Origin of the sequence: Herbaspirillum sp. ST 5-3 (genome assembly GCF_004804275.1) — a bacterium.
GTDB lineage: Bacteria > Pseudomonadota > Gammaproteobacteria > Burkholderiales > Burkholderiaceae_D > Noviherbaspirillum.
On sequence record NZ_STGI01000004.1, the window covers coordinates 265921 to 292536 of the forward strand.

Here is a 26616-nt window from a genome sequence, read left to right on the forward strand (position 1 = left end):
TCGTCACCCGCCCGTCTGTGCCATGAATCGGATGATTTTTTCCGGCTGCTCGCGAAATTCATGCTGCTGCGGTTTCAGCTCGATCGCCTGCCTGATCGCCGCCTCCAGTTCCGCATCGCTCGCGCCATCGCGCAGCAAGGGGCGGAACTCGAATTTTTCTTCCTGGCCGAGACAGAGATACAAGGTGCCGTCGACCGCCAGGCGCACGCGATTGCAGGTGGCGCAGAAATGCTGCGACATCGGCGTGATGAAGCCGACACTGGCGCGGCCGTCGGCCGTGGCGAGATAGCGCGCCGGACCGCCGCCGAGTTCGCGTGCTTGCGGCAGCAGTCCGAATTTCTTCGACAGCCGCGCCTGAATCGGTCCGAGTTCGAGGAAGGATGCATCGCGTCCGGTCGCGCCCATGGGCATGGCTTCGATCAGTCGCAGGATGAAACCGTGTTCGATGCAAAACTCCACCATCGCATCAATCTCGCCGTCATTAATGCCGCGCATCGCCACCATGTTGATCTTGATCGGATCGAATCCGGCGGCCTTGCCAGCCATGATGCCATCGAGAATCTTCTCCAGGCTGTCGCGGCCAGTGATCTTCTCCATGCAGCTGCGGTCGAGCGAATCCAGGCTGACGTTGATGCGCGATACACCTGCGGCCTTGAGGGCCTCCGCATGGCGGTCGAGGCGGGTTGCGTTGGTGGACAGGGATAGATCGCGAATGCCGGGCAGGCGTGCAATGCGCCCGGCCAGGTCCGGCAGATTGCGCCGCAGAAGCGGCTCGCCGCCGGTCAGGCGTATGCGTGACGTGCCAAGCCGGGCGAACACGCCGATCAGGCGTTCGATCTCGTCGAAAGTGAGCCAGTGTTTCGGCTCTTCGAATCCCTTGAATCCCTTTGGAATGCAATACGTGCAACGCAGATCACAACGGTCGGTCACCGATAGCCGCAGATAATCGATGGATCGCCCGAAGCGGTCGCTTAGCATGATCACTCCCGATGGATTTTGATGATCCGATTCTATCGGCTGCGCCGCGGTCTGCCAGTTGGCATGAGGAGCTAACGAGGGTAGTTCTTAAGAACTAGGGCACCTTGAAGCGTCCATCAGCGCGCCAGCCATAATCCCATGATCGAGAAGGACTCAATGACGGAGAGCGGCGTGATCCGCCATAAGTGCCGCGGGCGGGACAAAGGAATCACGCTGCGCAGAATCACGCCGTAATTCAGGGACTCTGCGTGGGGAAAATAATTTTCCTGAATCGAAATGATCTGCCTGAATCCTTTCATGAAGTAATACTTCAGCTGCGGATCCAAGGGCTCGTCTGCGTGGAAGTTTCGCTTCGCATGGACATACTCCCAGACGGAGAGATCCGGATTCTTTTGACGCGCCTTCCTGAAGCCCGGAATCGGGGAACCGAGATAGACATCCCGCCAACCTGCCTTGAGCGCTCGCGGATAAAAGAACTTGAAAATCGCTTTTACCGCCTCCGGGTGATTGCTGCTCAGGCTGATGCCAAACAAGGAACGACCGCAACTGTGCGCAGCGCATGCCCCATCCACGCGCGCCGCAGTTTCCCACTTCGTTGGTGCCGTGAATATCGCGGGATTCACGGGGCGCATGAAAAGCGACGCCAGTGACTGTCCCGTCCTTGCGCAAAATGTGCCGATGGACAGCTCCGGATACGCTGAGATCCGCTGGAGCATCAGCTCCCGTCCGGCCACCTGCTGCAGCTCCCATTTTGAGTGTTCCAGATCCATCAAGGCAGAGATGTCTTCAGGCTCAAGAAAACGCGTTTGAAATGCGGATAGAGTCATGACCGCAACGATCCATTCGCAATGTGCGCATCGCCTGCCCGCCACGCATTGCTCGGCACCATGGCGACTTCATCAACTAATCCCGTCAGATATCCGCGCGTGAGGACTGCATGGCGCCGATATTGACTATCCTTCATGAGAGCCCGGTGCAGTCGATTCAATCGAAAGAATGGCACGGAAGGAAAAAGATGATGTTCGGTATGGAAATTGACGCCGTTTTGACAAATCAGGAGACGCTCGATCGTTCCGGCGAGGACCGTTCTCGAACCGGCAATACCGGGTGACGGCATGCCGAAATGCTCGCCCATGTCACGCAAATACAGGATTGCCATCAGAAATGTGGCGAGCGGCACAATCCAGTAGAGAAACACATTCCACCACCAGCCGAACCAGGTTGTCGCGACGACAAAACCAGTCACCCACACGGCGCGGCTGATGCGCGTGGAGCGCGGAAGATCAATCGCCATGCCGGAGTCGATGGTGTATCCCTTCAAATCGGTGATGGTGTACCAGCCCGCGCAATGCTTCGCTATTTCGAGGAAAACCTGTTTCCGTGTCTTGGGGAAGCGATACCTGTCCTTTTTCATGGATGCAATCCAGTCAGGATCTTCATCGGTCGAAGCATGCCGGTGATGCGGCATGTGGTTCCTGCGAAATCCGTGGATGGTGATCAAGAACGGAAACGCAGTAAAGACATCGCCAACAAGGTCGTTCAGCAAGGGACGCTTGCGACTGAACTGATAATGCGAATACTCGTGCATCAAGACCAGCAAGGCATGCTGGCGCGTCGCGATCAGCATGATGCAGACAATACTGATTGCAGTGTTTGATAACCAGGCGGCGGCGGTGATCAGCATAACGATCCAGAGCCATTCGATGCAGGTCTGGAGCAGCAAGCGATATGGTGCTGGCGCTGCCATGCGCTTCAAGAACTCGCGGTCCAACCGGATGCACGCCCCTGCATGCTGCCCGGCGGTAAATGACTTAGCCATAGATGAATGTTTTCCGGCAAAAGGACTGATTGCTCACGAGCGGGGATCGTAAAGAGGAAATGTTTCAGCAAGATGAAATTTTCACAAGTTTCCGCGTGGAAGGAACCAGCCATCGAACCACCCCACTCATAGCCGGCGAGTAATGCGCCGAATCCCGAAAGCCTTTCTGAAGAGCCATGATCTCGAGAACCGTGCAATCCGGCGCGAACATGCGTCAGTCACCGAATACCAAGCCATCATCGCGTCAACATGAGGCCACAGTACCCTCACCAGTAAGCGAACGAGGACTATCCGGCGAGACGATTGACGATGCTTCGCAGAGAGCAAGGCAGCCGAACAGTGATGGCGGCCTGCGCGCCAGGCTGAAAAGACTGTTTGATACGAAGGACGTGCCGCATGAACCAGCCTTGCGTCTGGATGGAGACTGGAAGAACGACGTCGCGCAACGGATTTGCGACGCTTGGGTGGAAAGCCGGAAAAAGTACGACCCGCATGCAGTTTCCATCGTTGCCCTGTCGAGAATGAAAGCACTCGACTACGAGCGAAAGCATCGCGACAGCATTCCGGAGGATCAACGTCTTTTACCGGGAAATGCGACGAAGCAGGACTACTATGAGGCACAGACTGAAGCCTTCCTGGGGGCAATTGGCATCAATGGAGACGACCTGACAGCGATGCTGGAAAGTTTCAAACTCGCAGGGACAGGCGGCTTGCATCGCCAGCATGTCACTGCCGCTACAACGGTCAGCAATGTCGTCATCGGGACGTCGCAACTACTGTCCTCGCAACACCCCGCGGCAGCGACAGCTCTTTATGGCGTGCGATTGCTGTTGCAGGGAATTACCACCGAGCGAATACTTGACTCGGGATGGCGGCGCCTGCGCAATGCGGGGACGGAAGATGTGTTGCCGCATGGCCGCGCCGACGCCGCCCCCAGCGCCAAGAATGCACCAACCATGTTCGGCGCCGCCCATGACGTGATATGGGAACTGAGAGGCGTGAAGAAAAACCTGCGCAAGATGGAAGCCGCTTTGAAAGCGCTGGAAGAAGCCAGCACAGTCTTCGAGAAGAGCGGCACCAACGCGGACAGGGAGAAGTTGGAAAAGGCCACGGAGAAACTGGAGATCGGCTTTGCGAAGATCTGTCGCCAGTTGGAAGTCAAAGCCTCGTACAAGGTATCTTCAGAAAGCGCAAAGATTGAATTCCGCGGTAACCAGCGCTATCTCGGCACCAGCTATGCGGGCACCACGCTTACTCTCGGCGCCGGGCTGTTTTCCATTCTGACGCCTGTCCTCGGCGCAGCGGCCGCGCCGATCACCGGCGGCGTCAGCCTTGCCACGGCCGCACTCGTTGCGACCCTCTATGCAGGCTATCAGCTCAGCAAGGGCCCGAGCAAGGATGGCGAAGCGAAGGCAAGGCGAGCCATTGTCGCGCTGAGCAAATCCGCTGACATATTGAGCGGGGACACCGTACAAAGCCGGAAGGACCGAGCCGCCGCTCTCAAGATATACAGAAAGGATCGACGAAAAGCCCGTCTGAAGTTCGGCAAAGCCAGGGCCGAGGCCAAAGAAACCGCGAGAGCGAAGTTATTGGCGCGATTGGAGGCAATCTCGGAGCAGGAGAAGGTCGGAGATCTCATGGATGCGCGGCGAAACTGGAAGACCTATCGCGCGCACCTTGGAGAGGTATCGAAGATCGAACAGACGGCAGCACGTGAAGAATGGCCACCCTCGCGGCTCGCCGATCGGGTGGCGCGACTGGAAAAGCAATTCCAGACCACTCATCAAGCCGACTTTTCCACAAAAGTCATTGCGGACGCATGGAAGAATCCGATGCGCATACGCATGGATACAGCCGTCCGTCTGTTGAAAGGCAAGGTGGCACAATCGACCGATCACCTCATCAATCAGGTACAACATCCGGGCTTGAAAGCGCGGCTTTCCAGGAGCGGGAACGAAAACGCAATTGATGCGACCAGGACGGAACTGCGAAAAAACCTGCAGGATTTGTTCAATCTGGGGATCGCACTGCGTGAACTGAAGGCGCTGAAAGACGGAAGTGACGCCGACCCTGCGGCAATGCACCGCGCCGCGACCGCCATCGGCGCTATTGAAGATGCGGACGTGCGCAGCCTGTTTTGCGGCGATGGCAGGGAGCAGGTCGAGGCTGCAGACAAGGCGAAGAAACTGACAGCCGGGGAAGCAGAACGTTATGTCTATACGAATGCAGGCGCTTCCTCGATAGGCATCGGCTTGAATGTCGGGGTTGGCGCCACCGACTTCGGCATTGGCCTGGCGAAGGCGAGCAACGTTGTCCACGTCGGTCTCGATGACCCGAATCCCGAAGGAAAGCCAAGGATCCCCGAGTACAACGATTACAAGTTTGCCGCAATTTCCCAGGCCGGAGCGCCACTGATGGCGCATATGAACGCCGGCAATCGTGCGGCATTCCAGAAGACTCAAATGCCGGCCGCTCTGAAAGCCACGATACGTCCGAAGGATGAGCAAGTCGAACTGAAGATCGACCTCGACAGCGATATTGTCCACCTTCAGGACGGCAATGGCGCGACAAAGGAAAAGATCGATGCACTTGTCGAGCAGCTTGCCAGTGCGGACTCGGTACCCGACAAAATCATCCTGTCCATGACGCAAGCGCCTGATACTGCCGCACCGGGCGAAGCTGTGCGCAGGAATATCGCGTTCAATCTCCGGTCGACTTCCGCTTATCACCGTGCCCGATACAAAACTGCGTCACGAAGGGAGAAGTTGAAAGTGATGAGCGCGAAGGCCGGCATTATCGGACGACACGCCTTCATGTCGATCGCCGGCTTGCCAGCGCAAGCGATCGCCCAATATAACCTGAAGAAAACCCGAGCCGCGCTTGAGCAGGCCGCAACACTCGAGCACAAGGTGCGTGAGACGCTGTCTGGCGTCGCCACCACAGGCATCGTCCCGCAAGGCAGTCAGGATCGTTCCGGCTCGGATGCCGGGACAGACAATGAACTGCCATAAAAGCCACCGTGATACGTTGCCGTACCCGCCGGTGGAGACGTCATGGCGAGCCAAGCCAAGTTCGAACAACGCAGCGAGATGGAAATAGACGCGATGCCATCTCGCGTGACGGATGCGGATTGGTGTTACTGCACCAGCAGCGTTTCGGCACCTTCGAGCGTGACCCCTTGGATGTCAGCCTTACCGACCAGGATTTGCAGATACTGATGGACGGCGCGCTGCGACGATTGGCGCGTCAACGTATCCGCGATCTGGCTCCTGACCGATTCGAACGGCAGCAACTTGCCGGCGATATGCCGGGTGACCTGAACGATATGGAGCCCGAACCGCGTTTCCAGCAGACGGCTGCCAATCTCGCCCTCCTTCATGCGAAACACGAAACGTTCGAATTCCGGCACGGTCTGGCCGCGCGAGAGCTGTCCAAGATTGCCGCCGACCGTACCGGAAGGACAATTGGAATACGTCGTCGCGAGTTCGGCAAAGCGCTCGGGATTCGACTGCAGTTCTTCCAGCACCGACTCCGCCGTCGTGCGCAGGAATTCCAGCGGCACCGTCGGCGTGACCTGGAACAGGATGTGGCGCGCCTCGACCAGTTCACCATAGGTGAACAGTTCCGGGCGGCCTCGGTAATACGCCTCGCATGCGGCCTCGTCGGCTTCCGGAACGCGGATTTCCTGCGCGAGCAGTGCCTCTACGCGCGCATCCTCGTCCTCGCCGGCGATGCCGAGCCGGTCCGCTTCCTGCAGCAGCAGGGTGCGCAGGACCAGCTCGTGCACGCTTTGCTTCAGCGGGTTTTCCGCACTTTGATGATGCGGCATCTCGTTCTCGATGGCGCGGTCGGTGATCTCGACGCCGTTGACGGAAATACCCATGACAATCTCTCCTTGTATGACTTAACGCGGGCGCACCAGCTGATAGGCGCGACCAAGGTAGCCGACCGAAGCAAAACCGCTCCAGACATGCACCAGACGAGTGAACGGGAAGATCACGAACAGTGACATGCCCATGAACAGATGGATCTTGAAGACGGTCGGCGCATCGGCGATGAAGGATGCAGCATCACCGCGCAGCGTGATGACGTGCTGTGCCCAGGTCATCAGCTGCACCATCATGTGGCCGTCGGTATGCGAGGCGGACACGAAGATGGAAGACAGGCCGAGCAGCAAGGTGACGAGAATCCACAGCATCACGACCTTGTCCTTGAAGGTCGTCACGCGCAGCAGGCGATCGTTCGAGAAGCGGCGTGCCAGCAGGATCAGCAGGCCGATCAGGCACAGCGAGCCCATCAGGCCGCCGGCGGCCATCGCGAAGATCTGCTTCGCGCCATGCGAGACGCCGAGCGTGTCCCACACCACCACCGGTGTCAGCAAGCCCACTGCGTGGCCGAAGAACAGGCCGATGATGCCGATATGGAAAAGTATATTGCCAAGACGCAGGCTGCCACGATGCAGCATCTGGCTCGACTCCGATTTCCAGGTGTATTGCTCGCGATCGAACCGGATCAGGCTGCCGAGGAAAAAGATCGCCAGCGCGATGTACGGGTAGATCCCGAAAAAGAACTGATTGGCATAATTCATTGTTATATCTCCTTTATCGATGCTCCGGCAGCGCCGTCGTGCAATGTTGGATCATCCGGCGGCGCAAGCATTGTTGCGTGCGCCCTTCGGATAGAAATTGATCGGCTGGACGCCGTTCCCCTGCGCCTTCTTCAGCAGCGGCTCGACGCCATCGACGCCGGGGCCGAAGGTTTCCAGCGCTTCATCCATGTCGCGTACCGGCGGCTCGCTCAACTCCTCCGCCACCACCGGGCTGAGTTGTTGCACGGCGTCGAACACGCCTGCGTAGGGGCTGCCGTTGGCGGCGAGCTTGCGTCCCACGTGAGCCAGGACATGGACAGCATCGGACAGCAGGCGTTCCGCTTCGTCCTTGTCCAGTTGCGAGAGGAATTCGAGGAACAGCGGCACATAGTCCGGCAGGTCGTCGCCCACCATTTCCAGTCCGTGCTTCTTGTACTCTTCCATCAGGTCGACCATGGCCTGCCCGCGATCGCGCGATTCGCCGTGGATGTGTTCGAACAGATGCAGCGAATGAGAGGGATTGCGGTCGAAGGTCGCTACATAGTTTTCCTGCAGTGCGATCAGCTCTTCCTGCGCAAGGTAAGCGAACAAGGGGCGCAAGGGAGCGTGCAATTCCGGCGTTTTCTCCAGAATCGACTCGAGTTCGCCGAGGCTGTCGATCAGCCCCCGCTCGGGATACAGCAGGAGGGCCGACAAGACTTGATAGTGTTGCATAGTGATTCCTTTTTGACTCGCTTCAGAGTGGCTTCAGGCAGAACGGCAGGACGGACGAACTGGATGGGGGAACAGGCTGTCCATCCTGCCTTCTGACATCAAGCGCCTTCCGTCTCGCGTTTCTTGCGCGACTTCGGCATGTCGACAAAGATCACCGACCCCTGCTTCTTCTTGCCGAACAGCGACTGATCGCTGACGCCGTCCGAGCAGCCGTTGCCGAAGCTGAAGCCGCACGAACCTTTTTCGTTGAAGCTGTCTTCCGCCATTTCCTTGTGGCTGGACGGAATCACGAAGCGGTCTTCGTAATTGGCAATCGCCATGATGTGGTACATGTCTTCCACCGTTGCCTTGTCGAGGCCGACCTGCTTCAGAACCTCGAGGTTCTCCACGCCTTCAACCGACTTGCCACGCATGTAGGCGCGCATGGCGAGCATGCGGTCCAGTGCGTGCACCACCGGGGCTTCCTTGCCTGCGGTCAGCAGATTGGCCAAGTACTTGACCGGAATGCGCAGGCTCTTGGTATCGGGGATGATGCCGTTCATGCCCATCTTGCCGGACTCCGCCGCAGCCTGGATCGGCGAGAGCGGCGGGATGTACCAGACCATCGGCAGCGTGCGGTATTCCGGATGCAGCGGGAAAGCGACCTTCCATTCCATCGCCATCTTGTACACCGGCGAACGCTTGGCGGCTTCCAGCCATGCGTCGGGAATGCCCTGCTTGCGCGCTTCCTCGATGATCTTCGGATCATGCGGATTGAGGAACAGGCCGAGCTGCGATTCGTACAGGTCCTGCTCGTCGGGCACCGATGCGGCGGATTCGATCTGATCGGCGTCGTACAGCATCACGCCGAGATACCGGATACGGCCCACGCAGGTTTCCGAGCACACGGTCGGCTGGCCGGCTTCGATACGCGGATAGCAGAAGGTGCACTTCTCGGCCTTGCCGGAAGACCAGTTGTAGTAGATCTTCTTGTATGGGCAGCCGGAAATGCACATGCGCCAGCCGCGGCACTTGTCCTGGTCGATCAGCACGATGCCGTCGTCTTCGCGCTTGTACACGGAACCGGACGGGCAGGATGCGACGCAGGCCGGGTTCAGGCAGTGTTCGCACAGACGCGGCAGGTACATCATGAAGGTGTTTTCGAACGTGCCGTACATTTCCTTCTGCACGTTGTCGAACAGCTTGTCCTTGCTGCGCTTGGCGAACTCGCCGCCGAGGTCGTCTTCCCAGTTCGGACCCCATTCGATCTTGTCCATCTTCTTGCCGGTGATCACCGAGATCGGACGCGCGGTCGGCGGCGTCTCTGACAAGGGCGCGTTCTGCAGGCGCTCGTAGTCGTAGGTGAACGGCTCGTAGTAGTCGTCAATGGCCGGCAGGTTCGGGTTGGCGAAAATGTTGGCCAGGATCTTCAGGCGGCTGCCCTGACGCGGTTCCAGCTTGCCGGCCGCATTGCGCTTCCAGCCGCCGTTCCACTTGTCCTGGTTTTCCCACTCTTTCGGGTAGCCGATGCCCGGCTTGGTTTCCACGTTGTTGAACCATGCGTATTCCACACCGTCACGGCTGGTCCAGACGTTTTTGCAGGTGACCGAACAAGTGTGGCAACCGATGCACTTGTCCAGGTTCAACACCATGCCAATTTGCGCTCTAATCTTCATGTTTGCTCCAGATCTGTGACTGTGATTACGCTTTTTCTTTCAGCGGGCCTTCCAGCCAATCGATGTTCTTCATCTTGCGAATCAGCACAAACTCGTCGCGGTTCGAACCCACGGTGCCGTAGTAGTTGAAGCCGTAGGAGAGCTGCGCATAACCGCCGATCATGTGCGTCGGCTTGGTCACGACACGCGTCACCGAGTTATGGATGCCGCCGCGCATGCCGGATGTCTCGGCGCCGGGAACGTTCACGATCTTTTCCTGGGCGTGATACATCAGGGTCATGCCGACCGGTACGCGCTGGCTCACCACCGCACGGGCGGTCAGCGTGCCGTTGACGTTGAAGATTTCGATCCAGTCGTTGTCGACGATTCCAGCCGTCTTCGCGTCTTCTTCCGACAGCCACACGTGCGGGCCGCCGCGTGACAGCGTCAGCATGCGCAGGTTGTCCGAATAGGTCGAGTGGATGCCCCACTTCTGGTGCGGCGTAATCCAGTTCAGCGCGATTTCCTTGTTGCCGTTCGGACGCTTGCCGAGCATCGAGCTGGTGGTCTTGGTATTGATCGCCGGCTTGTACACGCACAGTCCTTCGCCGAATTCGCGCATCCACAGGTGGTCCTGGTAGAACTGCTGGCGACCGGTCAGCGTGCGCCAGGGAATCAGCTCATGCACGTTGGTATAGCAGGCGTTGTAGCTGACTTCTTCGCTTTCCAGGCCGGACCAGGTCGGCGACGAAATGATCTTGCGCGGTTGCGCCTGCACGTCGCGGAAGCGGATGCTGTCGTGTTCGCGCGGGATCGCCAGGTGCGTGTGATCGCGGCCGGTGATCTTCGACAGCGCATCCCATGCTTTCACTGCAACGTGGCCGTTGGTTTCGGGAGCGAGCGAGAGAATCATCTCGGCTGCATCGATCGCGGTGTTCAGGCGCGGCTGCCCCTTCGACACACCCTCTTCCGTGACCACGCGATTCAGGCCGCGCAAGACGTCGACTTCATGCTCCGTCTTCCAGCTGATACCTTTGCCGCCGTTGCCGACTTTCTCTAGCAGCGGGCCGATCGAGGTGTACTTCTTGAATACATCGCGGTAGTTGCGCTCCACCACCGTCATCGACGGCATGGTCTTGCCGGGGATCGGCTCGCATTCGCCCTTGCGCCAGTCCTTCGGATCGAAGGGCTGACCGAGTTCTCCCGGCGTGTCGTGCATCAGCGGTGTGAGCACGAGATCTTTCTGCGTGCCGAGGTATTCGCCGCCGATCTCGCTGAATTTCTCCGCGATGCCCTTGTAGATTTCCCAGTCGGACTTCGACTTCCACAGCGGCTGCACGGCTTCCGACAGCGGATGGATGAACGGATGCATGTCCGAGGTGTTCAGGTCATCCTTCTCGTACCAGGTCGCCGTCGGCAGCACGATGTCGCCGTACAGGCAGGTGGTGGACATGCGGAAGTCGAGCACGACCAGCAGGTCGAGCTTGCCTTCGACTGCCGGACGCACCTTCACGTCCTTCGGCAGCACGCAGCCTTCTTCCTCGCTCATCAGTGCATTCTGCGTGCCGAGCAGGTACTTCAGGAAGTACTCGTGGCCCTTGCCGGAGCTGCCAAGGATGTTGGAACGCCACACAAACATGTTGCGCGGGAAGTTCGCCGGATTGTCAGGATCGTCGCAGGACAGGTTCAGCTTGCCGTCCTTCAGGTTCTCGACCGCATACTTGACCGGATCCTTGCCGGCCGCTTCCGCGGCGCGCACGACTTCCAGCGGGTTGGTTTCGAGCTGCGGTGCGGAAGGCAGCCAGCCGAGGCGTTCTGCCTTGGCGTTGAAATCGAGCAGCGACATTTCCGCCGTCTTGCCGTCCGCCGTCGGGCAGAGGATTTCGGAAGTCTGCAGCTTCTCGTGACGCCATTGGCTGGTGTGCGCGTAGAAGAACGAAGTCGAGTTCATCTGACGCGACGGACGGTGCCAGTCGAGTGCGAAGGCGAGCGGCGTCCAGCCGGTCTGCGGGCGCAGTTTTTCCTGGCCCACATAGTGCGACCAGCCGCCGCCGGATTGACCGACGCAACCGCACATCATCAGCATGTTGATGATGCCGCGATAGGTCATGTCCATGTGATACCAGTGGTTCAGCGCAGCGCCGACAATCACCATGCTCTTGCCGCGCGTCTTGTCGGCGTTGTCCGCGAATTCGCGGGCCACAGTGATGACGTCTTCCGGCTTGACGCCGGTATGCTTCTGCTGCCACTTCGGCGTATAGGGAACGTCGTCGTTGTAATCGCGTGCGACGTTCTTGCCGCCGAGGCCGCGATCGACGCCGTAGTTCGCCATCGACAGGTCGAACACGGTGGCGACCAGCGCGGTCGTGCCGTCGGCCAGTTGCACTTTCTTCACCGGCACGTTGCGAACCAGCACGTCGTCGGCATCCTTGCCGCCGAAGTAGCCGAAACCGACTTCAACAACTTCATCGTGGCTGTCGATCAGCGACAGTTTCGGATCGATTGCCTTGCCGCTCTTGCCTTCGATCTGCTCCAGGTTCCACTTGCCGGATTCACCCCAGCGGAAGCCGATCGAACCGGCCGGCGCCGTGATGTTGCCCGTTGCCTCGTCAATGACCAGCGTCTTCCATTCCGGATTGTTGGCTTCGTCGAGATTGTTGGTGAGATTGGATGCGCGCAGGAAGTAATCCGGCACCAGATGGCCGTTCTTTTCCTTCAGCAGCACCAGCATCGGGAAGTCGGTGTACTGCTTCGCATATTCGCGGAAATAGGCCGACTTGTTCGTTGCGTGGAATTCTTTCAGAATCACGTGGCCCATCGCCATCGCGAGCGCCGCGTCGGTGCCCTGCTTCGGCGCGAGCCAGATGTCGCCGAACTTGGCCATTTCGCCGAAGTCGGACGAGACGGCGACCGTCTTCGTGCCCTTGTAACGCACTTCGGTGTAGAAGTGTGCGTCCGGGGTACGGGTCATCGGGATGTTGGAGCCCCACACCATCAGGTAGGTCGAGTTGTACCAGTCGGCCGATTCCGGCACGTCGGTCTGCTCGCCCCACACTTGCGGGCTGGACGGCGGCAAGTCGCAATACCAGTCGTAGAAGCTCATCGCCACGCCGCCGATCAGGCTCAGGTAACGCGTTCCCGCGGCATAGCTGATCATCGACATCGCGGGAATCGGCGAGAAACCAAGGATGCGGTCCGGACCGAATTTCTTGATGGTGAAGGCATTCGCCGCAGCGATGATTTCGTTCACCTCATTCCAGTCAGCACGCACGAAACCGCCCTGGCCGCGCACCTTCTTGTAATGCGCTGCACGAGCCGGATTCTGGCTGATGTGTTCCCAGGCTTCGATCGGGGACATGGTCTGGCGTGCTTCGCGCCACATCTTCATCAGACGGCCGCGCACCATCGGGTATTTCACGCGCTGGGCGGAATACACATACCAGGAATAGCTGGCGCCACGCGGGCAGCCGCGCGGCTCATGGTTGGGCAGGTCGGGACGCGTGCGCGGATAATCGGTCTGCTGGGTTTCCCAGGTGATCAGGCCGTTCTTGACGTAGACCTTCCAGCTGCACGACCCGGTGCAGTTCACACCGTGGGTCGAACGCACGATCTTGTCATGCTGCCAGCGCTGGCGATAGGCGTTTTCCCAGGTGCGGTCTTCGTTTACAACCGCGCCATGGCCGTTGGAAAAGGTTTCCTTCGGCTTGCTGAAGAATTTCAGGCGGTCCAGAAAGTGACTCATGGTTTCTCCATCCTTGTGCCCGGTGGTCGGACACATTGTTTTTCGAGGCTTGATTCGAGGCTTGTCTACGCAGAAAGTCTACGCAGATGTATCACGTCTTGATATTCCCTAGAAGTCGGGCCGGTCTCTGCGGAGTGACTAGCCCATCTAGATCGAAAGTAGTAGTGCGGGATTGAAGCGCGCCCCGTCGAGCGGGGCGTGCCGGAAAATCAACAGGGCATATCCGCGCCCTTGCGCGAATAGAACCACCAGGTGATGGCGACGCAGGTCACGTAGAAGCCGATGAAGCACCACAAGGCTGCTTCAGGTCCGCCCGTCAACGCGATCGAGGTGCCGTAGCTCTTCGGAATGAAGAAGGCGCCATAGGCTGCGACCGCCGAGGTGAAGCCGAGGACAGCAGCGGCTTCCTTGTTGCCGTTCGTGATGGCTTGCGCTTCCGCTGCCGCGCCTTTGCCGGCGGCTGCGCGCTGCTGCTCGGTGAGGAAAATGACCGGGATCATGCGGAAGGTCGATGCATTTCCGACACCAGTGCCGGCGAACAGCAGCATGAACATCCAGAAGAAGCCCGTGAAGCTGCCCGCAGTGCCGGCGTTCGGCAGGAAGAAGATGACGCCGACCACGGCAAGCGCCATCACGATGAAGGTCCAGAACGTGACGACCGCACCGCCCAGCTTGTCAGAAATCCATCCGCCCGCGACGCGCGCCAGGGCGCCGACAAGCGGGCCGAGGAATGCGTATTGCAAAGGATTCACATTCGGGAACTGCGACTTGATCAGCAGCGGGAAGCCTGCGGAATAGCCGATGAACGAACCGAAGGTGCCGAGGTAAAGCCAGCACATCAGCCAGTTGTGCTTGCGCTTGAAGATGACGGCTTGCTCTGCGAAGGATGCATTTGCCGATGCGAGATCATTCATGCCGTACCAGGCTGCGACGGTCGTGACCAGGATGAACGGCACCCAGACGAAACCCGCGTTCTGCAGCCACATTTCCTTCGTCATGCCGCCGCTGTTCCAGACCTGCGCTTCGCCGCCGATTCCGCCGAAGACGCCCGCCGTGATCACCAGCGGCACCACGAACTGCACCACCGAGACGCCAAGATTGCCGAGGCCGGCATTCATGCCGAGCGCATAGCCCTTCTGCGATTTTGGAAAGAAGAAACTGATATTGGCCATCGAAGAAGCGAAGTTGCCGCCGCCGAAGCCGCACAGCAAGGCCAGGATCAGCATGGTCGGATAGCTGGTGGCCGGATCCTGCACCGCATAGCCGATGCCGATTGCCGGGATCAGCAGCGACGCGGTGGAAATCGTGGTCCACTTGCGACCGCCGAAGATCGGCACCATGAAGGAATAAAAGATGCGCAAGGTGGCGCCCGACAAACCGGGCAAGGCTGCCAGCCAGAACAACTGGTTGGTGCTGTACTTGAAGCCGATGTTCGGCAAGTTCACCACCACCACGCTCCACACCATCCACACCGCGAACGCCAGCAGCAAGGCCGGGATCGAGATCCACAGGTTGCGGTTGGCGGTCGACCTGCCTTTGCTGAGCCAGAAGGACGGTGTTTCCGGCTCCCAGTGGCTGATCAGATATCTACTCACGTTTTTCTCCTATTGATGGCAGACGGGGCATTTACCCCGGAATTCGATGGCAATCGGTTATGCAGCTTTCGCAAACGGCATGGCCGATTCGGGCATGTTCCGCTGCGGTTTGAACGAGTAATGCATCCACACCAGCGACACGCAGACAGTTCCGTACAAGAGCATGAATGCGCTGGAGCGGATGCCGGTCAAGTCGACCAGCGCACCGAACATGACCGGCAGCACGAAGCCGCCCAGTCCGCCGGCCAGGCCGACGACGCCGGACACCGCGCCGATGTTGTGTGTGAAGTCGTCGGAAATGAACTTGAAGACAGAAGCCTTGCCGACCGCCATGGCGACGCCGACGACGAACAACAGCACCGTGAACATCACCGGCGACACGCCGATATTCATCGCCATGTCACCCTTCACGGTTTTGACGATCATGCTGGTTTGCGGATAGGACAGCAGGAAGAAGCTGACCCAGCAGACCCACATCACCCACCAGGTCACCTTGTAGGCGCCGTACTTGTCCGAAATCCAGCCTCCCAGGGCGCGCAACACGCCGCCCGGCAGGGAAAAGCATGCGGCAAGCAAGGCGGCCAGCCGCATGTCGAAGCCGTATTCGGACACGTAGTATTTCGTCATCCACAGCGCCAGCGCGACATAGCCGCCGAACACCACGGAGTAATACTGGCAGTAGCGCCACACACGCGGATCCTTCAGCACCCGCAACTGATCGATAAAGGACACGTTGGACGGCACCGTATGCGACTTGTCGCTGTAGGAGAAGAACCAGAACAGCAAGGCAGTCACGAGCATCGCAGCCGCATAAACTTTCGGCAGCATGGTCCATCCAAAGGCGGCGATGATGGGCGGCGCGACAAACTTCGTGAGCGCCGAGCCGGAGTTGCCGGCGCCGAAAATGCCCATCGCCAGCCCGCGGCGCTCTTGCGAGAACCAGCGCGCCACATAGGGCGTACCGACCGAGAAGGAGCCGCCCGCCAGACCGACGAACAAGCCGAGTGCGAGGAAGTGCCAGAACTGTGTCGCCTCGCTGATCAGGTAGATCGGGATCACGGTGGAAAGCATCAGGGCGAACAGGACGACGCGGCCGCCGAACTTGTCGGTCCAGATACCGAGCGGCACCCGCACCAGCGAACCGGTCAGCACCGGCGTCGCTGCCAGCAGGCCGAACTGCGTTTCGTTCAAGCCAAGCTTGGCCTTGATCGGGATGCCCAGCACCGCGAACATCATCCAGATGGCAAAGCAGATGGTGAACGCGAAGGTACTGCTGACGAGTACCGAAATTTGCTTCCTGCCGTTATTGTTTGAGTCGACCACGACACACCTCCTTGGACGAATGACCAGATGCAGCAAGGTTACGACTGGTCACGCGACAGCACTATTGGCCGGAGGGGTATTTGCGGGAGGCAAGCGAGCTAGGCCGGTAGGGCTTAGGGATTAGGCAAGTTGGAGGAGAATAGGCCGAAAGTAGTAGAAGAGTATCGACAGGCAGGAAGTCCGTGCGGATTATGTGGCTCCGGCTGAATCGTGGAGCCGGAAACACCCGGCTATCAGGCGCGTGGAGATCAGCTCGGCCCGGCTTCCGACGCCAGACGCTGTTGCATCGCAGGCGTCATCTCGACGTTCCGATTGGCGTCGATCAGCATCACTTCCTTGAGTCCAAGGTGCTCGGCAATCTCGCGCCAGTGCGCAGGACCGGCGACAAACATCGGCTTGGAGTTACCGTCGGAGCGCAGGCCAACGTCCTTGCCGCCCGAGACGATGATGGTCACCGAAGCCACCAGATCGGTCGTTTCTCCAGTGCGTGGATCGATGATGTGCGGATGGCGTTTGCCATCTTTCATGAAGTAGCGCTCGTAGTCGCCGCTGGTGCCGACCGCCTCATTGTCCTGCAGCGCGACGCTGGCGATCATGCCTTCCGAGCGCGGGTCGCGGATGCCGACGCGCCAGGGTCTGTCTCCCGGCCGGCCGATCGCGAGTATGTTGCCGCCGACATTGATCAGCGCCGCCTTCACATGTTCGGCGCGCAGAATGTGCGCGGCCTGGTCGAGCGCGTAGCCCTTCGCGTAGCCGCCCAGGTCAAGCATCACTGCCGTGTTCCTGCTTGAAATCCTGGTGCCGTCGAAAACCAGATCGGACATGCGCGGATTGGCGTCGACCCAGCGCTTGATCTCCGCCCTGCTCGGTCCGTGTTCGGTGATATCGCTGCTCTGGAATCCCCATAGCCGGATCAGGTGGCCGATGGCGGGATTGAACAGGTTGTTCGATTGTTCGGCAAGGACGGTGGCGGATTTCAGCAGATCGACCATCTCTTCATCTGCCTGATACACCTCGCCGCGTGCGATGGCATCATTGAGCGCAGTCAGCTGGCTCGGCTGCCATGCGTGGAATTTGTGATGCAGACGGTCGAACTCCTTCAGGACCGCGGCGCCCAATGCCTGCGCGCGCTCTTCGGATTCGCCGTAAACACTGACTTCAACCTGGGTGCCAAAAACATGGCCCTGCGTTCGGTATACCGTGTCGTTCTTGCCGCAGCCTTCCAATAGCGGCAACATGAGAAACAACACAAACGCCCACAAGCTCAGCTTACGCATCCCCGTAATTCCAGTACTTCAAGTTCTGCTGAAAAAATGCGCCGGCGATGCGATGCGCAGGCCGGCGCTTATTGCAACTCTTACTGCGACTATCTTGCGAATCAGCTGGACTTGCTGACCATGAAGTCGATCGCGTTCTTGACTTCCTCATCCTTCAGTGCAGCATTGCCGCCGCGCGGAGGCATCATCTTGAAGCCGTTGAGCGCGTGGGTGTACAGCGTGTCCTTGCCTTGTGCAACGCGCGGCTGCCAGGCGGCCTTGTCGCCGACCTTCGGTGCGCCGAGTACGCCGGCGCCGTGGCACGAAACGCAAGTGGTGTTGTAGACCTTCTCGCCTGCAGCGAGGTCGCCGCCGCCTGCAGCGGAAGCGCTTGCCGAAGCGGCGCCCGATGCTGCCGGAGCTGCTTCAGCCGGAGCCGAGGCTGCCGGTGCGGAAGCGGCCGGAGCGGGTGCTTCAGCAGCCGGCGGAGCTGCCGGAGCCGGAGCCGAAGCGGCCGGCGGAGTCTGCTCTGCGGGGGCCGGGGCTTGCGCCTCTTCCTTCTTGCTGCAACCTGCCGCCAATATTGCAACCATCAAGAATGGTAGAACCTTCGATGCTTTCATGTTTCCTCTTTCCTATTTTTAATTAACAACAACAAAAAAACCGTTTGAAGATCATGCTCAGTGCGACATGCCGTCGTCGTGCGCTGCAGTGCTATTCATACTGACCATGTCTGCGGTAATCTGTTCAAAGCGGAAAACCTTTCCGCCTTCCTTTTGCGCAAACGCTTCAGCGTCCTGCGCATTGGAAAAAGAACCGAAGGTCGGGCCCATCGATCCGCGTTTCTTGCTGCCGACCACGTAAATAGCCGTCTTTGCGTCGATCCAGTTGCCCTGCGGATGCTCCCACTCGGTCTTGCCCATATCCTGCACGTAAATCGCCGCAACGGCGCGCTTGTGCTCGGGCGCCAGCACCTGTCCGAACAATTCCGTCAGGTCACAGAAGAAATCCGGCTGTCCTTCCGTGTAATGCATTTGAGCCTTCGGTCCAGCATAGTCCTTGAGTATCATGCCGTCCAGCGCGCAAGCGGTGTCATCCGTCGGTTCTTGCGCGGCAATTTTTTGCACTGCCTCACTACAGGCGGCGAGCGCGGCAATCAATACCAGACCGCTGATCCATTTCGACGATGCCATCCGAGCCAGCGCAGACTTCTTCACGATCAATCCCGAATTCACTTGAATCTCCAATGTGCAAAAACGAACGGCGTCACAATCCAGGCCAGCATGATGCCGATCAGAATCGTCGGATCGGTGAGCCTGTCCGGCATCACGGTGGCGAGGCCGTACATGTTCTGCACCTGTTCCGAACTGAAGATGTTCAGCAAACGGAAAACATCGGCGGGATTAAGCATCAGCAAGGCACCGAACAATCCGCTGCCCAGCCTGCCCTGACTCAGCACGAGCGCTCCCATCAGCAGCAGATCGAAAATCAGCACAAAGAAAAACCAGAGCCCGATTGCCACGCCGCTTGCGCGAATGCGGTCAAGCGCAAGTACCGACACCAGCAAGGACAGGCTCAAGAACGCCATGCCCATCAGAATCGCGCTGCACACAAAACCCGCGTAATGATACACGTCTCGAGTACCGAGTTGGGATGACAGAAGCAATACCCCTGCTCCGAACCCGAGAATAGTCGAGCTTGCCAGCGCTGCCGACAGACCCGCGAATTTGCCGAGCAAAATCTCGAAACGCGTGATCGGCATCGACAGCAGCAGCTCCAGCGAGCCGCGCTCCTTCTCGCCCACGATTGCGTCGTAGCCGAGGATCAGCGAGATCAGCGGCACGAGGTAAATCACCAGGCTGACCAGGCTGGCGATGGTGACGTCGATCCCGCGAAAACCGACCGCGCCCTGCTGCGCGGAGCCGAAATACGCGATCGCCAGCGCGAACAGCGAAAAGATCAGCGCAACCGCCAGCACCCAGCGATTGCGGATGCGATCGCGAAACTCCTTGCTCGCGATGACGCGTACCTGCGACCAATCAACGCTGCTTGCCATGCAAACCTCCATAACCGAGAAACAGATCTTCCAGCGAGGGCTCGTGAATGGCGATGTCATGCACCGTATCCGCCAGCGCCGAAAGAATATTGAGAACCGCGACCTTCTGCCCCGGCAGGCAGGACACGCGCACGCAATCCTGGTCGATCTTCAGCTCCAGGCCGGCAAGATGTTGCAAGGCCGCCTGCACGCGCGTCTCTTGTCCGGAGCGCAGTTGAATCTGAATCACCGAAGGCAGCACCATCTGCGCACGCAATTCCGTCAGCGTGCCTTGGGCGGCGATGCGCCCGGAATTCAGGATCACCAACCGGTCCACCCGTTCCTGGATTTCCGCCAGAATGTGCGAGGTGATGATGATGGTCGTGCCCTTCGCCTTCACGTCATGCAGGACCTGGTAGAAATCGTGGATACCCTCCGGATCGAGCCCGTTGGTTGGCTCGTCCAGAAAGATCAGGTCGGGCGAACCGAGCAGCACCTGTGCGAATCCGAGCCGTTGGCGCATGCCCTTGGAATAACCGCGCACCCGCCTTCCGGCGGCCTCGCGCAGGCCGACACGTTCCAGCACCGCATCGCATTCGCGACGCGGGACCTTTTTCAGATCCGCGAACAAGTGCAAGACTTCCAGTCCGGTGAGATTGTCATAGGTGACGAAGCTCTCCGGCAGATAGCCGATGCGGCGCCTCACCTCGCGAAAATCGCGACCGCCGATCAAGGCGCCGTTGACGCGGATCTCGCCTGCGGATGCCGGGATCAGGCCCAGCATCATCTTGAACAGTGTGCTTTTGCCAGCGCCATTGTGGCCGATCAGGCCGAACATCTCGCCGCTGCCGACTTTCAGGCTGACGCCGTCGACCGCATGCACGTCGCCGAACCACTTGCTGACGTTGCTGACTTCAATGAGATCGCTTGTCATTCCACTTACTCCAGTTTTCGTTCCAGGGTCGCATGCGCGGATGCTTGTCGACGATGCTCGGTGCGCGCAGCACCGGGAACTGCCGCGCCACGAAGCGCAGCGTTTGTATCGACGGGCTGCTCAACAGCAGCTTGAGCAAGGGATATTGCCAGTTGAGGCGATCCACGACATCGTTCGCTTCATAAATGACGTCGCCGATGCCGTCGCCATTCTGGTCCCAGCCGCTGTAATTGCTCCAGTAGTTGCCCTTGCCCTGCCCCCATTCCAGGTCGCTCGATGCGACGAATTTCACTTGTTCCTCGTTGTCGATGAAATCATTGCCTTCGACCTTGTTGTTCTTCGATCCCGCCGACAGATGGACGCCGGAGTGATTACCGATCACGAGATTGTCCTTGACCGTGTTGTATTCCGCGTCATAGATGAAAAAACCGCGCCCGTTGCCGGCGACGACGTTGTTTTCAACGACCGAATCCTGAATCGTGCGCAGCATGATGCCGTGATCGTCATTTCCCCAGGCGATGTTATTGCGCACCACCAGGTTGCGCACTTCCATCAGCGCCAGGCCGCCGCGGTTCTGATAGACCTGGTTACCTTCCCATGTACTGTTGTTGGTGTTCATGTAGTGCGTTCCGTAACGCACATGATGAATCGTGTTGCCGCGAAACAGCGCGTGACGCGAAATATCGACATAGATGCCGTCACGCGTGAAGCTGATCTTGTTATCGATGACTTCCGAGCCGGAAGTGTTGTAGACCTGGATGCCGTTGCCGCGATTGACCGACATCTGGTCGCGCCTGCCGGTGATGACATTGCGAAGGATGCGGGAATCCGCCGAGTTCTCCAGCCAGATGCCGAAGAGGTTGTAGACCAGCTCGCAGTCCTGCACCGTGGCGCGGTCGGCGCCGGGCTGGATGTAGACGCCTGCGTTCTGCTTGTCGAGATCGATGCCGCTGTCGCGTACGATCAATCCTTGAATCTTCACGTCAGCGGCCGTGACGCGAATCACGTCTCCGCTGTTCTGACCGCTGATGGTGGGATGGTTGAGACCTTGCAGCGTCAGGCGCTTGTCGATCAGCAGATGTTCGTTGTACGTTCCGCGCTCAACCTGAACCGTGTCGCCCGGCTGCGCTGCGCGTATGGCGGCAGCAATCGACTGACCCGGCTTGACTTGCAGGACTGCGCTCCAGGCGGCGCAGCCCGTTAATGCCAGCGCTCCGGTGAACAAGGTCGCGCCTATCTTTCTGCTGAGCGACTTCACCGGAACGCTTCCTTACACTCGGCTTTCATGATCGTTATCCTGCCTTTCTTTTCACTTCGGTAGATTTCTCGGCCAGATTCTGCCGCACGCTGTCCAGCGAAATGAAGTAACCCTTGTCATCGATCGGCGTCAGCGGCAATCCCGCCTTGTCGCGCGACTTGCGTTCCTTGACCAGCGGCGGACAGGCGTGATCATCGTAATACATCACCATGCAATCGAGGCAAGCCAGGCACTCGCGCTGGTCGATCTTGCCTTTCGCATCGATTGCGTGCGAACCGCAACCGGCGGCACAGGCATGGCAGGTCTCGCATTCCTTCTTGCGCTTCAGGCCGAACAGCCGGAACGTGCTCGGAATCGCCAGGCCGGCGCCCATCGGGCAAATGTATTTGCAGTAGGGGCGTTCGCTGAACAGGGAAATTCCGAGAATCGCGGTGACAAACAGCACGAACGGCCAGGAACGATTCCACACGCCGACCAGGAACGTGGTCTTGAACGGCTCGATCTCCGCCATGGTCTCGGCCAGCTCCATCGAGTAGAAGGACGCGCACAGCAGCACGACGAACACGGCGTACTTGATCCATTTGAGTTTGTCATGCAGCTTCTTCGGCAACAAACCCTGGAAGCGCTTGAGGCCGATGAGCTGACCCAGCTTGAACGTGAGGTGCTGCAAGGAGCCGAACGGGCACATCCATCCGCAGAACAGGCCGCGCCCCCAGATCAGCACCGTGCCGATCATGAACCACCAGAAGATGAATATGAACGGATCCGACAGAAACAGTTCCCACTTCCAGTGATGAATCACCGAATGGAACCAGGTCATGATCTGCGTGATGCTGGGCTGCGCCTTCAGGTAAAAACCGATGTAGACGACAGCGACGATCCACAGCAGATGGCGCGGAATCGAAATCCACGGCTTGTGCTTGCGCGTGGATGCACGCACCAGTTTGTCGCGCAGCGCATACAGCACGGCAGTCGTGGCGAGGAACAGCACGAAGAAGGCGATTTCCACTTTCTTCGCGATCCACATCTTCTTCCATGCCGCCTGCGGGCGCTCCACCTTGGGCCGTCCGCCTTCCAGATAGCGGGCCGGCAGCCAGTATTCCTGGTCGAAATGCTCGAAAGTCTTGATGCGTGTCTGCGCGTCGACCTTGTTGGCAAGGTAGGTCAGCTGCCATGGCCAGGCCGGATTGAAATTGGCCGAGCGGATGATGAAGATGCCGGACTCCTTGTAGTCGGGCGTGTCGGCAGGCTCAAGATGGTACAGGTTCTGATAGTCGGTATCGCGGAAAGTGAAGGTGCCGGAATCCTGCCGAACCTGGATCCGGTCATAAATGCCGCCGCGCACGAAGCCCGATCCCTTGAACGACACCTGGCCGTTGGCGACGACGAACAAGGCATGTTCATCCTTCTTCAGGTCCTGCATCAGGCGCTCGTAACCGCGCTCGCCCAGCAGGCTGATGCCGAGCGTCGGCACATTCAGGTAGCCGAAATACAAATCCATGTAAGGGCGCGAACTGTCGCCGGTGCCGACGTCGGATGCCTCCAGCACGAGGTGCTGAACGCTGCCTTCCTTTTCCAGCGCTTTCCAATCGAGCTTCTCGCGCAGCGGCGTGAAATGCGCGCGCGGCTTGGGGGTGTACTTGAAAATGCCGACCTGCTTGCCGATCTCATAAGAACTCTGTGCGATCACCTGATTCTCGGCAATCGCCGTCACCGTCGCGCCGCTGATCGCATCCAGGCCGACTGCACCATTATCCTGCTGGGTCTGGCTGTGTCCGATTTCCAGCTTGGCCGCCGCCGACTTGCCGATGTATTGCGCAATGAACTTGGTCAGCACCGATTCAGGAATGCCGGCCAGCAGAATCGGCTCCGAGTGTTTCAGAATGCGCACGCCGGTAATGATGCCCTTCGTGTCCATGCCGATCAAGGTGATGACCGGCTTGCCGGAGTAAGCGGGGATATCGACCACGTCGGTGGACAGGAAGACATAACCGATAAGCTGCTTGCCGCTCTCGTCGGAATACGCTTCGACGTAGCTCGGCATGCCCTTGCGGGTGGAGAACTTCTTTGCCGACGGTATGACGTCGCCGCATGGCGCGTAGGCACACAGGTCGGGGCTGGTTGTGAGTTCGGGCGGAAGAACGGTGTCGTACATCGATGCATGCGAACGCGGGGCAAACAGCAGCCCGCAAAGCGCGATCCAGAGAACGAGCATCAGATGCAACGGGGGGAGACGGCGAAAAGTATGTTTCATACGGATTTTCTTGAGTATTTTCAGAAATACTCGGACCGGCACGCGTTGTGGGCTTGTTTCACAGGGCAATAGCGGAATGGCGACGTGCCGGAAAGATCCGCCATTTGAAACAAAAACCGTAGGGCAGGTCCTGCCCGCCCTACGTCATGCATGTTACAGCTACATCAATTACGCTTCGACGATGAAGCGGCTACGCATTTCCAAATGCAGCGCGTGGCAGAAGTGGGTGCAATAGATCCAGTAGAGCCCCGGCTTGTCGGCCTTGAAGGTCACCGACTTGGTTTCCTGCGGATTCACGATGAAGTTGATGTTGTAGTTCGGGATTGCGCAGCCGTGCGTCAGATCTTCCACCTTGTCATGGTTGGTCAGGATGATCGTGACTTCATCACCCTTCTTCACCTTGATCTCGGGGATGCTGTACGCCGGAGCGACCGACATCATGCGTACCGTGACCTTGTTGCCCTTGCGGGTGATGCCTGCGTTTTCCGCCTTGACCGCGTTCGGGAAGTCGTCCATGTTGTAGATCTGGCGCGTCTTCACGATATCGCGGCGCACGATGATCGCATCATGCGGTTCCGGATGTGCGGTATGGTCCGCGAGCAGGCGCATCTTGTCGCCGGTGATGTCGATCAGCTGCTCCGTTTCGACGTGCAGCGGGCCAACCGGCAGGAAGCGATCCTTCGAGAACTTGTTGCCCGAGTTGTAGTACTTGCCGTCGGCTTCCTTCGTTTCACCCATCGATGCAAAACCGTGGCCAGGCTGGTAATGCACGTCGAGCTTGTCGAGGATCGGCTTGGCGTTCTTGTCGCCCTTGTAGAGCGCAATCGCCTTGTCGACGTTCCACTTGACGATCTGGCTGTCCAGGAACAGGGTGGTGTAGGCATTGCCCTTGCCGTCGAAACCGGTATGCAAGGGGCCGAGGCCGATTTCCGGTTCCGCCACGACTGCATCGCGCTCGGTCTTCAACTCGCCGTTGAACCACTTGGTCACAAGCGCCAGTTCGATGACAGTGGCGGTCGGCGACAGCTTGCCGGAGCATACGAAGTACTTGCCGTCCGGGCTGGCGTTCACGCCGTGCGGGTTCTTGCCGACCGGCACGTAGCAAGTGATCGCGGTCTTCGGATCCTGGTTGGCTGCCTTGCGGCCGTCAACGACCGGTACCTTGGACTTGCCGATGGTAGTGAACTTGCCGTCCTTGACGAGCTTCTCGATGCGGGCAATATTGAAGAACAGGCATGCATCGCGCTCGGCGGACATCATGCCGGCCTGGTCGGCAGCGTTCTCGACGTTGTACTGGTTCGTACCAGCCAGCGTGCCGTCGTACGACGTCGCGACCAGGTCGCAGTTGCCGTCGATACGGACCTGCCAGCGCACTTCCATCGATTCCGCATCGACGCAGCTGAACAGGCAACCCCACTTGGTCGGATCGTTCAGATCGTGGCCGTCGTTCGGCAGCGGGATATGGAATTCGGCGCCGCAGAACACGCGGGTGGTGTAATTGATCTTCGGATCAACCGGGTCGCACTTGTCCGGGAAGATCCCGTGGAAACCCATCACGTTCGGCAACTGGGTGATCTTGTCGCACTCCATCGTATCCATACGGACGCGAGCGATGCGCGAATGGATCTTGTCGTTGACGAACAACCAGCGACCGTCGTACGTGCCGTCCTTGTAGCTGCCATGCACGTGATGCGTGTCGCCCGTGGTGTACTTCAGGCTGCCATCCGGGTTGGTGCCGATGATCGCCTTCGATTCATTCGTGATACCCCAGCCGCTCATCGGGTCGATGTTGAACACCGGGATGCGCTTCAGCGTGCGGCCGGAAGGAATACCGATGATGCGCATTTCGCCCGAGTGGCCGCCGCTGGAGAGTGTGTAGTAATCGTCAAGCTGGCCAGGGGGAACTTCAATGCCGTGCTTGGCAGCGGGCTGGACGGCAGCGGTTGCGCTGGCCGAACCTGCCGGTGCCGCCCCCTTCGTTGCTGCGGGCTCTTCCTTGCAACCGGCCAACACCCCTGCGCCGGCGAGTCCCAGCAATGCGCTCTGGCCCAAGAAGCGGCGGCGAGTGTTTTGCTCGGGTAGATCGTTGTTCAACTTGGTCTTTTTGGCCTTATCCATGAGTACCTTTCTGAGTCGGCTGCCTTAAGTAAAAAAATCGTGTTGCGGACAAACCCGTCTAAATATGCATTTCTGATGCAGATTATTCGTTTTGCGTCGCAGAAAAAATATGATCTGGATCAACTTTCCCCGGATCCAGACCGGAAACAACTATTTCGGATTGGCGTTTACTACAGGGACGAGAGCTTAATTATTTTTCTGCAATTGGCCCAATGACCTGAATCAAGACTAGCCCGAACTAATTTTTTTAATTGCATGCACCCAGATTGTGCATCGCGACATGAAGGATATGTCTTTTGGGAAATATGAGCTATCCGTTGGAGGGCTAAAGCGAGCTCCCAATATGACTAGCGCCCTAGTCATAAAGG

At 58.9% G+C, this 26616-nt stretch carries 19 protein-coding genes; 1 reads left to right on the forward strand and 18 read right to left on the reverse strand.

Annotated elements, in window-relative coordinates; genetic code table 11:
* Positions 1–3: 3 nt before the first annotated feature.
* The 3 genes from moaA to E6W33_RS10400 all read right to left on the reverse strand — a co-directional run bounded on the left by moaA (position 4) and on the right by E6W33_RS10400 (position 2797).
* Positions 4–978 (reverse strand): GTP 3',8-cyclase MoaA, encoded by a 975-nt coding sequence (gene moaA / locus E6W33_RS10390; RefSeq protein WP_136417211.1) that lies wholly within the window; start codon positions 976–978, stop codon positions 4–6.
* Between the two features lie 116 nt (positions 979–1094).
* On the reverse strand, positions 1095–1805 hold the full coding sequence (locus E6W33_RS10395; protein WP_136417213.1) for a hypothetical protein: 711 nt from the start codon (positions 1803–1805) through the stop codon (positions 1095–1097).
* Positions 1802–2797 (reverse strand): fatty acid desaturase family protein, encoded by a 996-nt coding sequence (locus E6W33_RS10400; protein ID WP_136417215.1) that lies wholly within the window; start codon positions 2795–2797, stop codon positions 1802–1804. The genes E6W33_RS10395 and E6W33_RS10400 overlap by 4 nt, the downstream gene beginning before the upstream one ends.
* 176 nt (positions 2798–2973) lie before the next feature.
* On the opposite strand from E6W33_RS10400, the gene E6W33_RS10405 reads away from it, so the two are divergent.
* The gene (locus E6W33_RS10405) at positions 2974–5808 is read left to right on the forward strand and encodes a hypothetical protein (protein ID WP_136417217.1); all 2835 of its coding nucleotides are present in this window, start codon (positions 2974–2976) and stop codon (positions 5806–5808) included.
* A gap of 125 nt (positions 5809–5933) precedes the next feature.
* On the opposite strand, the gene E6W33_RS10410 is transcribed toward E6W33_RS10405, so the two are convergent.
* From E6W33_RS10410 to nosZ, 15 genes are all read right to left on the reverse strand, one after another.
* A complete protein-coding gene (locus tag E6W33_RS10410) occupies positions 5934–6680 on the reverse strand; it encodes a peptidylprolyl isomerase (RefSeq protein ID WP_136417219.1) in 747 nt (248 codons plus the stop codon).
* A 21-nt stretch (positions 6681–6701) separates the two neighbouring features.
* On the reverse strand, positions 6702–7385 hold the full coding sequence (narI, locus tag E6W33_RS10415) for a respiratory nitrate reductase subunit gamma (RefSeq protein ID WP_136417221.1): 684 nt from the start codon (positions 7383–7385) through the stop codon (positions 6702–6704).
* Between the two features lie 51 nt (positions 7386–7436).
* Positions 7437–8099 carry a nitrate reductase molybdenum cofactor assembly chaperone gene (narJ, locus tag E6W33_RS10420; RefSeq protein ID WP_136417223.1) on the reverse strand — a complete coding sequence of 221 codons (663 nt, stop codon included), beginning with the start codon at positions 8097–8099 and terminating at the stop codon, positions 7437–7439.
* Positions 8100–8197: 98 nt separating this feature from the next.
* Positions 8198–9754: a nitrate reductase subunit beta gene (gene narH, locus E6W33_RS10425; RefSeq protein ID WP_136417225.1), complete on the reverse strand. Its 1557-nt coding sequence runs from the start codon at positions 9752–9754 to the stop codon at positions 8198–8200.
* Positions 9755–9779: 25 nt separating this feature from the next.
* Entirely contained in the window at positions 9780–13475 is a 3696-nt protein-coding gene (locus E6W33_RS10430; protein WP_136417228.1) for a nitrate reductase subunit alpha, read from the reverse strand.
* Positions 13476–13684: 209 nt separating this feature from the next.
* Positions 13685–15070 carry a NarK family nitrate/nitrite MFS transporter gene (locus E6W33_RS27300; protein ID WP_211097297.1) on the reverse strand — a complete coding sequence of 462 codons (1386 nt, stop codon included), beginning with the start codon at positions 15068–15070 and terminating at the stop codon, positions 13685–13687.
* 57 nt (positions 15071–15127) lie between these two features.
* The gene (locus E6W33_RS27305) at positions 15128–16393 is read right to left on the reverse strand and encodes a nitrate/nitrite transporter (RefSeq protein WP_282183689.1); all 1266 of its coding nucleotides are present in this window, start codon (positions 16391–16393) and stop codon (positions 15128–15130) included.
* 248 nt (positions 16394–16641) lie between these two features.
* Positions 16642–17670, reverse strand: a complete 1029-nt coding sequence (locus E6W33_RS10440) for an FAD:protein FMN transferase (RefSeq protein ID WP_136417230.1) — start codon at positions 17668–17670, stop codon at positions 16642–16644.
* A 101-nt stretch (positions 17671–17771) separates the two neighbouring features.
* Entirely contained in the window at positions 17772–18272 is a 501-nt protein-coding gene (locus E6W33_RS10445; RefSeq protein ID WP_136417232.1) for a c-type cytochrome, read from the reverse strand.
* Between the two features lie 57 nt (positions 18273–18329).
* A complete protein-coding gene (locus E6W33_RS10450) occupies positions 18330–18884 on the reverse strand; it encodes a nitrous oxide reductase accessory protein NosL (protein ID WP_247869607.1) in 555 nt (184 codons plus the stop codon).
* Positions 18881–19705 (reverse strand): ABC transporter permease subunit, encoded by an 825-nt coding sequence (locus E6W33_RS10455; protein WP_136417234.1) that lies wholly within the window; start codon positions 19703–19705, stop codon positions 18881–18883. Before E6W33_RS10455 ends, E6W33_RS10450 begins: the two co-directional genes overlap by 4 nt.
* Positions 19689–20618, reverse strand: a complete 930-nt coding sequence (locus tag E6W33_RS10460; RefSeq protein ID WP_136417236.1) for an ABC transporter ATP-binding protein — start codon at positions 20616–20618, stop codon at positions 19689–19691. The genes E6W33_RS10455 and E6W33_RS10460 overlap by 17 nt, the downstream gene beginning before the upstream one ends.
* On the reverse strand, positions 20599–21843 hold the full coding sequence (gene nosD / locus E6W33_RS10465; RefSeq protein ID WP_247869620.1) for a nitrous oxide reductase family maturation protein NosD: 1245 nt from the start codon (positions 21841–21843) through the stop codon (positions 20599–20601). The genes E6W33_RS10460 and nosD overlap by 20 nt, the downstream gene beginning before the upstream one ends.
* 67 nt (positions 21844–21910) lie before the next feature.
* The gene (locus tag E6W33_RS10470) at positions 21911–24130 is read right to left on the reverse strand and encodes a 4Fe-4S binding protein (RefSeq protein WP_247869608.1); all 2220 of its coding nucleotides are present in this window, start codon (positions 24128–24130) and stop codon (positions 21911–21913) included.
* Positions 24131–24298: 168 nt separating this feature from the next.
* Positions 24299–26248 carry a TAT-dependent nitrous-oxide reductase gene (nosZ, locus tag E6W33_RS10475; RefSeq protein WP_136417238.1) on the reverse strand — a complete coding sequence of 650 codons (1950 nt, stop codon included), beginning with the start codon at positions 26246–26248 and terminating at the stop codon, positions 24299–24301.
* Positions 26249–26616 lie beyond the last annotated feature (368 nt).

Bases quoted from the DNA above. Each gene is read 5' to 3' on its own strand.
- E6W33_RS10405 (WP_136417217.1), top strand. From the start codon at position 2,974: ATGATCTCGAGAACCGTGCAATCCGGCGCGAACATGCGTCAGTCACCG.
- E6W33_RS10470 (WP_247869608.1), bottom strand. From the start codon at position 24,130: ATGAAACATACTTTTCGCCGTCTCCCCCCGTTGCATCTGATGCTCGTT.
- narI (WP_136417221.1), bottom strand. From the start codon at position 7,385: ATGAATTATGCCAATCAGTTCTTTTTCGGGATCTACCCGTACATCGCG.
- E6W33_RS10440 (WP_136417230.1), bottom strand. From the start codon at position 17,670: ATGCGTAAGCTGAGCTTGTGGGCGTTTGTGTTGTTTCTCATGTTGCCG.
- narH (WP_136417225.1), bottom strand. From the start codon at position 9,754: ATGAAGATTAGAGCGCAAATTGGCATGGTGTTGAACCTGGACAAGTGC.
- nosZ (WP_136417238.1), bottom strand. From the start codon at position 26,248: ATGGATAAGGCCAAAAAGACCAAGTTGAACAACGATCTACCCGAGCAA.
- E6W33_RS10410 (WP_136417219.1), bottom strand. From the start codon at position 6,680: ATGGGTATTTCCGTCAACGGCGTCGAGATCACCGACCGCGCCATCGAG.
- moaA (WP_136417211.1), bottom strand. From the start codon at position 978: ATGCTAAGCGACCGCTTCGGGCGATCCATCGATTATCTGCGGCTATCG.
- E6W33_RS10460 (WP_136417236.1), bottom strand. From the start codon at position 20,618: ATGACAAGCGATCTCATTGAAGTCAGCAACGTCAGCAAGTGGTTCGGC.
- E6W33_RS10395 (WP_136417213.1), bottom strand. From the start codon at position 1,805: ATGACTCTATCCGCATTTCAAACGCGTTTTCTTGAGCCTGAAGACATC.
- E6W33_RS10430 (WP_136417228.1), bottom strand. From the start codon at position 13,475: ATGAGTCACTTTCTGGACCGCCTGAAATTCTTCAGCAAGCCGAAGGAA.
- E6W33_RS10445 (WP_136417232.1), bottom strand. From the start codon at position 18,272: ATGAAAGCATCGAAGGTTCTACCATTCTTGATGGTTGCAATATTGGCG.
- E6W33_RS10400 (WP_136417215.1), bottom strand. From the start codon at position 2,797: ATGGCTAAGTCATTTACCGCCGGGCAGCATGCAGGGGCGTGCATCCGG.
- narJ (WP_136417223.1), bottom strand. From the start codon at position 8,099: ATGCAACACTATCAAGTCTTGTCGGCCCTCCTGCTGTATCCCGAGCGG.
- E6W33_RS10455 (WP_136417234.1), bottom strand. From the start codon at position 19,705: ATGGCAAGCAGCGTTGATTGGTCGCAGGTACGCGTCATCGCGAGCAAG.